Here is a 10453-nt window from a genome sequence, read left to right as displayed (position 1 = left end):
TCATTGGAGGGGCTATGTGAGAATCGGCATTTTCCTGATTATTTTCATCGCGCTGTTGCTAATCATCTTCACCAATGTCTATATCGTCAAAGAGGGCGAATACAAGGTCGTCCGCCAATTCGGTGAGGTGGTAAGGATCGATAAGACTCCGGGATTGAAGGCGAAGGTGCCATTCATTCAGAGTATCATGACCTTACCGAAGTATCAGATGACTTCCGATGTTTCCGAAGCGGAAATCAATACGAAAGATAAAAAACGGATGCTGATCGATAACTATGCAGTTTGGAGAATAGAAGATCCGAAGAAATTGATTACAAATGCAAGGACACTTGAGAATGCCGAAACGAAAATGGAAGAGTTCATCTATTCGGCAGTTCGTTCAGAGCTGGGCCAGCTGAATTATGATGAGATCATCAATGATGAGAAGTCATCCAGGGGAAGTTTAAACGACCGCATAACCGAAAAAGTCAACGATTTGCTGCAAAAGGACAGTTATGGAATCAGCTTGACGGATGTCCGGATCAAGCGGACTGACCTGCCTTCCGAAAACGAAGCATCCGTCTTCAAGAGGATGATTTCCGAGCGGGAATCGAAAGCGCAAGAATACCTGTCCAAAGGTGATGCGAAGAAAAACCGTATCATTGCGGATACCGATCGGAAAGTGAAGGAACTGCTTTCTACTGCGGAGGCTGATGCAGAAGTGATCAGGGCAGAAGGGGAAGGGGAAGCAGCGAAAATCTATAATAAATCGTTTTCCAAAGACCCCGAATTCTATAAACTATACCGGACTCTTGAATCATACAAGAAAACGATTGGAGATCAAACGGTCATCATTCTGCCTTCTGATTCCCCTTATGCCAGCTTGTTGATGGGAAATACTAAATAACCTTGATGCCGTCATTTTTCTTTCCGCTTCTACTCATGGTAGAATAGAGAAGGAAAATGAACGGCTTTTTGCGTTTTTATATAGAAGCTATAACTACATAAACCTGTATGACTGGAGGAAGACGGATTTGGATAAAAAGCTAGTGCTCATAGATGGAAACAGCATTGCATACCGTGCGTTTTTTGCGCTTCCGCTCTTGAATAATGATAAGGGGGTCCATACGAATTCCGTGTACGGATTCACCATGATGCTCAACCGCATTCTTGAAGAAGAAAAGCCAACGCACATACTTGTGGCATTCGATGCGGGTAAAACGACATTCAGGCATGCATCATTTAAAGAATATAAGGGGGGGCGCCAAAAAACGCCGCCAGAATTATCCGAGCAATTCCCTTTCATTCGGGAGCTGCTTGATTGTTTTCAAATAAAAAGGTATGAACTGGAGAACTACGAAGCCGATGATATTATCGGTACGCTGTCTTTACAAGCGGAAAAAGATGGTTTTGAAGTGAAGGTCATTTCCGGTGATAAGGATTTAACGCAATTATCCTCCCCTAGTACGACAGTTTCCATCACGAAAAAGGGGATTACTGAAATTGAGGAATACACTCCAAAGCATATACATGAAAAATACGGTCTATCCCCTTTGCAAATCATTGATTTAAAAGGGCTGATGGGAGATGCCTCCGACAATATCCCCGGTATTCCGGGTGTTGGTGAAAAGACTGCCCTTAAATTATTGCATCAATTTGAAACGGTTGAAAACCTTCTGCAGTCGATTGATGAGGTAAGTGGACAAAAATTGAAAGAGAAAATTGAAGAACATAAAGACCTGGCCTTATTAAGCAAAGAGCTGGCTACGATAACGAGGGAAGCGCCGCTTGAAGTTTCCGTTAACGAGACCGAGTACACTGGCATGGATCAGGATCGGGTCATCTCATTCTATAAGGAGCTTGGTTTTTCGACTTTACTCGATAAATTGGATGTAACGGAAAGCGCACCGCTTGAACAGGAGAAGATAGAGGTGCACACTGCTGAAATGACAGAAGGAATGTTTGCAGATGAAAGTGCCTTGTATGTTGAAATTTTAGAAGATAATTATCATCGAGCCGACATAATAGGGATCGCCATCAGTAATGAACAAGGTCATTTTTACTTCAATGGAGAGGATGCTCTGAGTTCCGATGCATTTAAATCCTGGGCAGAGGATGAAACAAAAAAGAAAACGGTTTTCGATGCGAAGCGTACGGTCGTGGCACTGCGTCATCGGGGAGTCGAAATAAAAGGCATCGATTTTGATGTGTTTTTGGCATCCTATATCCTTGATCCGGCAGAGTCAGTGGACGAAGTCGCAGAAATCACGAAAACCCAAGGTACTATCCGGCTTGAAACAGATGATGTTTTTTATGGAAAAGGTGCAAAACGCAAAATACCTGAGGAAGCGGAATTGAGGGAGCATATCGCCAGAAAATCGAAGGCGATCTTTTCTCTGAAAGAACCGATGATAGATAAGCTGCAAGAGTTCGAGCAGTATCACCTATTTACGGAACTGGAGCTGCCCTTGTCGATCATCCTGGCAAATATGGAATGGCAGGGAATCAAGGTGGACATAGGCCGACTGAAAAACATGGGACAGGAATTAGCCATTCGCTTAAGAAATATCGAAGCGCGAATTTTCGAATTGGCTGGAGAGGCGTTCAATATCAATTCACCTAAACAGCTTGGGGCCATCCTGTTTGAAAAGTTGGAGCTTCCGGTCATGAAGAAAACCAAAACAGGTTATTCGACTTCGGCCGATGTGCTGGAAAAACTGGAGAGCAAGCATGATATCGTTAAGGAAATACTGCTGTATCGCCAGCTTGGTAAGCTGCAATCCACTTACATTGAAGGATTGCTTAAAGTGGTCAATGGCAAAACGGACAAGGTGCACACCCGGTTCAACCAAGCATTGACCCAGACCGGCCGGTTAAGTTCTACAGATCCCAATCTCCAGAATATCCCGATCAGACTGGAAGAAGGAAGGAAAATCAGGCAGGCCTTCATTCCTTCCGAAAAGGATTGGATCATTTTTGCTGCCGACTACTCCCAGATCGAATTACGTGTCCTGGCGCATATCGCCAATGACGGCGGATTGGTGGAAGCATTCCAGGCCGGGATGGACATCCATACAAGGACAGCCATGGACGTATTCCATGTATCGGCAGATCAAGTCACCTCGAACATGAGGCGCCATGCCAAAGCGGTCAACTTCGGAATCGTTTATGGTATAAGTGATTACGGACTATCGCAAAGTCTTGGAATCACGAGAAAAGAAGCTGGAGAGTTCATCGAGAAGTATTTACGAAGCTTTCCAGGTGTTCAGGAATATATGGAAGAAAGCATACATGAGGCCCGTCAAAAAGGATATAGCACGACTCTGATGCAAAGAAGGCGATATATACCTGAGATAACAAGCAGGAATTTCAACATCAGGAGTTTTGCCGAACGGACAGCGATGAACACGCCGATTCAAGGCAGTGCCGCTGATATCATCAAGCTTGCCATGATCAACATGAATAAACGCCTGAAAAGGGAAGGGCTCAAAACGAGAATGCTTCTACAGGTTCATGATGAATTGATTTTTGAAACCCCTCCTGAGGAACTCGAAATCCTTAAAGTGATCGTTCCGGAGGAAATGGAAAATGCCATTGAATTGAACGTGCCCCTTAAAGTGGATTATGCTTTCGGGCCAACATGGTTTGATGCCAAATAATAAAAGATAGGTGATTGCAATGCCAGAACTTCCAGAAGTGGAAACAGTCAGAAGAACGTTAGAGCAGCTCGTACTCGGAAAAGAGATCAAGGAAGTGTCCGTTTTCTGGCCAAAGATCATTAAAGCGCCTGAGCCTGTCGAACAGTTTCAGGATGCCTTAAGGGGGCAGACGATTTCTGCAATAGGCCGTCGGGGCAAGTTCCTCATTTTCACCTTGGATGATTATTCGATGGTTTCGCATTTAAGAATGGAAGGGAAATACGGCGTTCATCCAAAAGAAGAGCCGTATGATAAGCATACCCATGTGATCTTCACTTTCACGGATGGCAGTGAACTTCGGTACAGGGATGTCCGGAAATTCGGAACGATGCATCTATTTGCCAAAGGGGAAGAATTTGAACAGTTGCCCCTGTTGCACTTAGGGCCTGAACCGTTATCCGAAGATTTTACTGTCGAAGGGCTTCGTGCGAAGTTGGCAAGAACCAACAGGAAAATCAAGCCCGTTCTCCTTGATCAAACCGTTGTCGTCGGGATTGGGAATATATATGTGGACGAGTCGTTATTCCGTTCCGGTATCCATCCGGAGAGAATGGCATCTTCACTCTCGCTGCAGGAAATCGAAACGTTGCATGCTGAAATCATTGCGACGTTAGGTGAAGCTGTGGAAAAGGGCGGAAGCACGATTCGTTCATACATTAATTCCCAAGGGCAAATCGGCATGTTTCAGTTGGAACTGAATGTTTATGGACGAAAAGGCGAGAACTGCAAAACATGCGGCACGCCACTTGAAAAACTGGTTGTTGCAGGACGCGGCACACATATTTGTCCGTCATGCCAGCCGCTAAAATAGGTCATGTTTATTCAAACACATCGGATGGGCTCCTTCCATATACTAGGGTAGCAACGAGTAGGGAAGGAGTAATATTCCGATGTGGCTACAAATTATTTTTCTCGCTTTTGCAGTTAGTATTGACGGATTTGGCGTCGGTTTGACATTCGGTATGCGGAAGATGAAAATCCCCTTAAGGTCAATAGCGGTCATCTCATTTTGTTCTGCATTGAGTTTAGGTATAGCGATGGTCATCGGACAATTCATCAGTCAGCTCATATCTATCGGGGCGGCTGAAAAAACAGGCGGCATCATCCTCATTTTTCTTGGTGCCTGGATGGTATACCAGTATTTTAAGCCTGAAAAGGATTGGAAAGATGATAGATATCATGAAAAGATCATCTTTAATTTTGAAATTAAATCACTTGGGGTAGTCATTAATATTTTACAAAAACCATTGAATGCCGATTTTGATAAATCAGGTACGATAACAGGTATTGAAGCGCTTGTTCTGGGGTTTGCACTTTCGCTGGATGCGTTCGGGGCCGGAGTTGGAGCGGCTATGATCGGGATTTCACCGATCATCCTCGCAGGGTGCATCGCTGTTATGAGTTCGATTTTCATTTGGAGCGGAATTCAAAGCGGAAAATTGCTTTCAAATAATAAAGTTGTCCAGCATTTGACCTTTCTCCCAGGTGTATTATTGATTATCATCGGTTTATTCAAGTTATGATAAGGTTAAAAGGGGGGAGCTTATGGGACAAATCATCGGAATCACCGGAGGCATTGCCAGTGGGAAAAGCACCGTCAGCCTCTATTTACAGGAACTTGGATTCACGATTGTCGATGCAGATCTGGCTTCCCGTGCTGTCGTTGAGCCAGGTGAAGAAGCCTATCACCAAGTTGTGAAAGCATTTGGAGAAGATATCTTATTGACGGATGGGAATATAGATCGCGTAAAGCTTGGGTCGATCATATTTAATGATCAAGAAAAGAGATTGCTGTTGAATGGCATCGTGCATCCTGCCGTCAGGAATTGGATGCGGCTGAAAACGGAAGCGGCACTATCATCAGGAGAAGAAACGGTGTTCATGGATATTCCGCTCCTATTCGAAAGCAAGCTGACATTCATGGTGGATAAGACGCTTTTGATCTATGTGGATGAGCAAGTACAATTGAAGCGATTAATGAATAGGAATGGTCTTTCGGAGACGGAGGCACTTGCCAGGATCAATTCGCAAATGCCCTTGGCCGATAAAAAGGCCTTAGCGGATGCCGTCATCGATAATAATGGTGACATTAATGAAACGAAGCGGCAAGTGAAGGCCGTACTTAGCGAATGGTATGTCATATAATCATGATAAAAAGAAGAAACCGCCCGGTTTCTTCTTTTTATGTTGAAAAAATAAGAACAATCCGCATTTTTATTAGCACAATTCCTCTGAATTATGTTATACTAATTACATGTGAAAGGTAATAAGTATAACACTAATATTTCTGGAGGGTCCGAACAATGAATTCAAGAATAGCGATTAACGGATTTGGGAGAATTGGAAGAATGGTTTTCCGAAAAGCCATATTAGACGAGAGTTTGGACATTGTTGCCATAAATGCAAGCTATCCAGCTGAAACTTTAGCACACTTACTAAAATATGATACGATACATGGTAAATTCGACGGTATCATTATAGCTGAAGATGATTCACTAGTAGTGAATGGCCGCCAAGTAAAACTAATAAATAACCGCGATCCAAAGCTATTGCCTTGGAAAGAGATGAACATAGATATTGTAATTGAAGCCACTGGCAAATTCAATGATCGTTCTAAAGCGGCTCTTCATTTAGACGCAGGAGCAAAAAGAGTAATATTATCAGCCCCGGGTAAAAATGAAGACGTTACCATTGTAATGGGAGTGAATCAGGAGGTGCTGGAAATTGACAAGCATTTCGTCATATCCAATGCATCTTGTACAACGAACTGCCTTGGACCTGTTGCAAAAGTGCTTGATGAAAAATTCGGCATAAACAACGGTTTAATGACAACGATACATTCTTATACAAATGATCAAAATAATATCGATAACCCGCACAAAGACTTGAGACGTGCCCGTGCCGCTGCGGAAAGCATGATTCCTACGACTACAGGAGCAGCAAAAGCCATCTCACTAGTGTTGCCGCAATTAAAAGGCAAGCTTCATGGAATGGCGATACGCGTACCGACACCAAACGTATCTTTAGTCGATCTTGTTGTGGATTTGAACCGTGATGTCACGATTGAAGAAGTGAACCAAGCCTTCATCGATGCTTCAGAAAATGAACTCAAAGGAATCATGGAATTCACGATGGAACCTTTAGTTTCCAGTGATTTCAAAACGAATCCACACTCTGCAATCATCGATGGATTGACAACGATGATGATCGGGGACAGGAAAGTGAAGGTCCTTGCTTGGTATGATAATGAGTGGGGTTACTCCAATCGTGTAGTGGACCTTGTAAAATTGGTTGGCTCCGAGTTGAAAAAAATGTCCGAAGTCGAATTATCAGTAAAATAAAATGAAAAACCCGAGCCTGCTAAGATTTTTTAGCGGGCTATTTTTCATGCAGTGATCCATGAATTCCCGGCTGCTTTATGGCACTGAATAAACAAAAGACGGAATTTGCTCCACATTGGAACCTTCGCTATATCCCCATTACATATAAAGTTTATCTTTCCAAAAATTCAATTTGGAGTTGCAAAAAAAATTCAAACCATATATACTATGAATCGTGAACTTCTTCAAAACGGTTTGCATGATGGCTACTTAAAGGGTTAGGACCTCTTTGGACTAACTTTCCCCCGTGGTAGTTATCAGAACTTATTTTTAAATCATGGTAAGGGGGAAGCTTAATATGGAAACAGCTTACACTATGGAAACAATGGGTAGACATGTCATTTCTGAACTTTGGGGTTGTGACTTTGAAAAACTGAACAATATCGATTTAATTGAAAAGATTTTTGTTGACGCTGCTTTGAAATCAGGTGCAGAGGTACGAGAAGTTGCCTTTCACAAATTTGCTCCACAAGGAGTCAGCGGGGTTGTCATCATTTCTGAATCACACTTAACGATTCACAGTTTTCCAGAACACGGCTATGCGAGCATTGATGTCTATACATGCGGTAACTTGGATCCGAATATTGCGGCAGATTATATTGCAGAAGCTTTGAATGCGCAAACACGTGAAAACATAGAATTACCACGTGGATTAGGTCCTGTACAAATGAAAAAAGCCAATATAAGTGCCCTATAAAAAAATGTATACACAGAGATGCCATGGGTGCATCTCTTTTTTAATGCAATGAATCGGCAGTCTGATTCACTTTATTGGAGAGGATTGCCTTGAAGCACAATGCCCTTGGCAACGGTGCTTCAACGGCAGAACAAAAAGTGCCTGCTGCCGGAAGTTACACTTTTTACTTGTACTGTCCGTTCCTTTTAATATAAGATTAAGATAGAGAAGTAATTCCTTGGGGAACATTTAGATAGGGGAGTCCTACATAAAATACGGAGCTGATAATGATGAAATGCCCATCATGTCAATATAACGGAACAAGAGTGCTCGATTCCAGGCCAGTCGATGAAAGTAAATCGATTCGACGACGCCGTGAATGTGAGGCATGTGGTTTTCGATTCACGACATTTGAAAAGGTGGAGGAAACACCGCTTATTGTAGTGAAAAAGGGCGGGACACGTGAAGAGTTCAGTCGTGATAAAATCCTGCGTGGCTTAATCAGGGCTTGCGAAAAACGTCCGGTTCCCTTGAAAGAACTAGAGCAAATTACCAGTTATGTAGAAAAAGAACTACGCAACCAGGGCATATCGGAAGTGAAAAGCGACAGTGTCGGCGAAATGGTAATGGACAAGCTGGCAGAAGTCGATGAGGTTGCCTATGTAAGGTTCGCATCCGTCTATCGACAATTTAAAGATATCAATGTCTTTATTGATGAACTGAAAGATTTAATAAATAAAGAAAGAAAGTAGAGCTGAAGATTCACTTTGGCTCTTTTTTCACTACATCTTTTGAAAGGTTTGAATGGAGATGTCAATGCATTGGCAAGAATTGCTCCCAGCTGATTCATATCTGGTCTCATCTGCGGGGCTGCTTCATGATTATGATCGGAAAATACTTACCCGACTATATCAACCTCTTATTGGACCTATCTGCATTAGCCTATATATGACGTTATGGAGTGAGTTGGAGGAAAACAGGCTATGGTCGGAAACCTCCTCGCATTATCAATTAATGAATACCATCGGCCTTAAGTTAGGTGATATTTACGAAGCACGCCTTTTACTTGAAGGAATCGGCCTGTTGAATGTATATAAGAAATCGAAAAATGGAACGAAGGAATTCATTTATGAGTTAAACCCGCCGCTTTCACCCCAGCAGTTTTTCACGGATGGAATGCTGAATATTTACTTATACAAAAAAATCGGTAAAGCTCAATTCAACCGGTTAAAGAGGTTCTTTTGTGATGACCATATCTTAACCGATCAATATGAAGGTGTGACTAAATCTTTTGCGGAAGTATTCTCATCAGACCATTTGGACTCTTTATATGTAACGGATGAAGCGAAAAACGAATGGAAACCGGTGCCTGAACAGCAATACATCGATCGGGCGGAAGGCGTTGAGCCATCGGGGTTTGATGACTTATTCGATTTTGACCTTTTATTTGCCGGGATGAAATCCTCGATCGTGCCGAAAAAGGCTTTTACTCCTAAAATAAAAAGTACGATTGCCAAACTCGCTTTTTTATATGGCATTGATCCGCTGGAAATGCAAAAACTAGTAATGGATGCCGTTTCATTGGATGATGAGATTGATGAGGAATTGCTTAGAAAGGCGGCAAGGGACTGGTACCAGATCGAACGGCAGGCCGATATGCCTTCCCTTGTCAATCGGGTGCAGCCAATTCGTGAACGGACACAAAAAGAAGAACCGAAAACAAAGGAACAAGAGTTAATCCGTCATTTGGAGACGATTTCCCCGAGGGAGCGGCTGATGCAATTGTCTGGCGGTGCAGAGCCGTCAAGCGGTGATTTGAAAGTGGTTGAGGGCGTGATGATCAACCAAAAGCTGAATCCGGGTGTCGTCAATGTCTTGATTGAATATGTCATGCTCAAAACGGATATGAAGTTCACGAAGGGTTATGTGGAAAAGCTGGCAGGCCATTGGGCACGGCTAAAGGTCTCAACAGTCGTCGAGGCGATGGAACTGGCCAAAAATGAACATAGGAAATATCAGGACTGGGCTCAAGGAAGCAGGAATGCTGCGAAGGGCAGCCGGAAAAAGGCGATACGGGAAGAAGTGGTTCCTGAGTGGCTTGAGAAAAAAGAAGAAGCACAGCAGGAGCAGAATGCGGAACAGCCTGAATTGGATGCCCAAAAACGCGAACTTCTGGAGAAATGGAAGCTGTGGAAAGCGGGAGGTGAAATGAACGATGGAAAAGATTAATAGGTCCCTTAATAAATTGGCCAATACAAATCAATTTCAACAGCGTTATGAAAAGCTGAAACAGGAGATTTTTGAAAACGAACAAGTGCGGTTATTCATGAATGCCAACAGCTCGACGGTCACGAAGGAAATGATTGATAAAAACTTGGGGAAGCTTTATGAGTTCACTTCACAGAGCAATAAGTGTGATAAATGTCCGAGCTTGGATGGCTGCATCAATATGATGCAAGGGTATTATCCTAAATTGGTGGTGCAAGGAAAAGCCCTGAACCTGCATTATGAAGTCTGCCCGAGGAAATTGGCAGAGGATGAAAAGCGGAAACGGGAAAAGCTGATCCGCAGCCTGTATGTACCGAAGGATATTTTAAAGGCCAGCATTGAAGATTTTACCCAAACAGATAATGAAAACAAACGCTTGTCTGTCCTAAGTAAAGCGATGTCGTTCATTATGGAATATGAGCCGGGTAAAAGGCAAAAAGGCTTGTATATAT

Annotated in this window: 9 protein-coding genes and 1 pseudogene; all 10 read left to right on the top strand. The window is 43.0% G+C overall.

What is annotated here, in order from left to right; translation table 11 throughout:
- Positions 1 to 886: protease modulator HflC (gene hflC, locus AC1DVB_RS22490; RefSeq protein WP_477591046.1), on the top strand; the 886-nt coding region annotated here is incomplete at its 5' end.
- A 127-nt stretch (positions 887 to 1013) separates the two neighbouring features.
- Entirely contained in the window at positions 1014 to 3638 is a 2625-nt protein-coding gene (gene polA / locus AC1DVB_RS22485; RefSeq protein ID WP_477591044.1) for a DNA polymerase I, read from the top strand.
- Positions 3639 to 3657: 19 nt separating this feature from the next.
- Positions 3658 to 4488, top strand: coding sequence for a DNA-formamidopyrimidine glycosylase (gene mutM / locus AC1DVB_RS22480; protein WP_034309092.1), 831 nt, complete (start codon positions 3658 to 3660; stop codon positions 4486 to 4488).
- A gap of 79 nt (positions 4489 to 4567) precedes the next feature.
- A complete protein-coding gene (ytaF, locus tag AC1DVB_RS22475) occupies positions 4568 to 5200 on the top strand; it encodes a sporulation membrane protein YtaF (RefSeq protein ID WP_057276698.1) in 633 nt (210 codons plus the stop codon).
- Between the two features lie 22 nt (positions 5201 to 5222).
- Positions 5223 to 5822, top strand: a complete 600-nt coding sequence (gene coaE / locus AC1DVB_RS22470; protein WP_057276697.1) for a dephospho-CoA kinase — start codon at positions 5223 to 5225, stop codon at positions 5820 to 5822.
- 158 nt (positions 5823 to 5980) lie between these two features.
- Positions 5981 to 7018, top strand: a complete 1038-nt coding sequence (locus AC1DVB_RS22465) for a glyceraldehyde-3-phosphate dehydrogenase (RefSeq protein ID WP_057276696.1) — start codon at positions 5981 to 5983, stop codon at positions 7016 to 7018.
- Positions 7019 to 7373: 355 nt separating this feature from the next.
- Positions 7374 to 7754, top strand: a complete 381-nt coding sequence (speD, locus tag AC1DVB_RS22460; RefSeq protein ID WP_034311443.1) for an adenosylmethionine decarboxylase — start codon at positions 7374 to 7376, stop codon at positions 7752 to 7754.
- Between the two features lie 269 nt (positions 7755 to 8023).
- A complete protein-coding gene (gene nrdR / locus AC1DVB_RS22455; RefSeq protein WP_034309080.1) occupies positions 8024 to 8485 on the top strand; it encodes a transcriptional regulator NrdR in 462 nt (153 codons plus the stop codon).
- Positions 8486 to 8549: 64 nt separating this feature from the next.
- The gene (locus tag AC1DVB_RS22450; RefSeq protein ID WP_477591041.1) at positions 8550 to 9962 is read left to right on the top strand and encodes a replication initiation and membrane attachment family protein; all 1413 of its coding nucleotides are present in this window, start codon (positions 8550 to 8552) and stop codon (positions 9960 to 9962) included.
- Positions 9949 to 10453: pseudogene (locus tag AC1DVB_RS22445) on the top strand (primosomal protein DnaI); the annotation flags it as partial. The gene AC1DVB_RS22450 and the pseudogene AC1DVB_RS22445, both read left to right, overlap by 14 nt.

Source organism: Peribacillus sp. P4_D6 (assembly GCF_056401795.1).
The sequence above is the reverse complement of the archived record's forward strand: the minus strand, read 5'-3'. Positions and strand labels throughout refer to the sequence as shown.

Bases quoted from the DNA above. Each gene is read 5' to 3' on its own strand.
- coaE (WP_057276697.1), top strand. From the start codon at position 5,223: ATGGGACAAATCATCGGAATCACCGGAGGCATTGCCAGTGGGAAAAGC.
- AC1DVB_RS22450 (WP_477591041.1), top strand. From the start codon at position 8,550: ATGCATTGGCAAGAATTGCTCCCAGCTGATTCATATCTGGTCTCATCT.
- AC1DVB_RS22465 (WP_057276696.1), top strand. From the start codon at position 5,981: ATGAATTCAAGAATAGCGATTAACGGATTTGGGAGAATTGGAAGAATG.
- speD (WP_034311443.1), top strand. From the start codon at position 7,374: ATGGAAACAATGGGTAGACATGTCATTTCTGAACTTTGGGGTTGTGAC.
- nrdR (WP_034309080.1), top strand. From the start codon at position 8,024: ATGAAATGCCCATCATGTCAATATAACGGAACAAGAGTGCTCGATTCC.
- mutM (WP_034309092.1), top strand. From the start codon at position 3,658: ATGCCAGAACTTCCAGAAGTGGAAACAGTCAGAAGAACGTTAGAGCAG.
- ytaF (WP_057276698.1), top strand. From the start codon at position 4,568: ATGTGGCTACAAATTATTTTTCTCGCTTTTGCAGTTAGTATTGACGGA.